This window comes from Limnohabitans sp. Rim28 (genome assembly GCF_000293865.2).
Lineage (GTDB): Bacteria > Pseudomonadota > Gammaproteobacteria > Burkholderiales > Burkholderiaceae_C > Limnohabitans_A.
In genome coordinates, this window is record NZ_ALKN02000050.1 from 1 (window position 1) to 657 (window position 657).

General features: G+C 54.6%; 1 protein-coding gene. It reads right to left on the bottom strand.

Annotated elements, in window-relative coordinates; all coding sequences use genetic code 11:
* Positions 1 to 636 (bottom strand): bifunctional 2-polyprenyl-6-hydroxyphenol methylase/3-demethylubiquinol 3-O-methyltransferase UbiG (ubiG, locus tag B472_RS16795; RefSeq protein WP_050995496.1); only part of this gene is annotated, 636 nt, incomplete at its 3' end.
* Positions 637 to 657: the final 21 nt, after the last annotated feature.

The window sequence follows — 657 nt, forward strand, 5'->3', positions numbered from 1 at the left end:
GCCGCGCAGGTTATTCATGTTTAATTTCGAGGGAGCCAAAGCAGACTGCAACTCTTCGGGACTCACAAACATTGACCACTGATGGGTGCCGCGCGGAAGAACTCGCAGCAGGTATTCAGCTCCAACTATGGCTACTGCAAAGCTCTTGAAAGTACGATCGATGGTGGAGACAAAGAAGATGCCGCCTGGGGCGAGACGGTCAGCGGCGGCGGCCAAAAATGCGGGTACGTCACTCACGTGTTCGACCACCTCAAGCGCGAGCACCACGTCAAAACGCTCGTTTGGGGAAAGTACTTCGGCGAGTTCTCCGAGCCGATAGTCGACTGTTACATTCTGCGATTGAGCGTGCAGGCGAGCAGCAGCGACGTTTCCTGGTGAAGCATCCACGCCAACGACGTTAGCTCCGTAGCGAGCCAGCGCTTCAGACATCAAGCCGCCGCCGCATCCCACATCCAAAATTCTCAGCCCATCTAGCGCATTGGATCTGTCTCGATTCAAATGCGAGGAAACTTGTTCGACTACGAAGTCAAGCCTCAAGGCATTAACAACGTGTAGGGGCCGCATGGGTCCACGGCTGTCCCACCAAGTAGCACTCAGGCGGTTAAAGCGTTCGATTTCTGCTGCGATGGCTGTCATGTTTGCATCACTCAAATATGG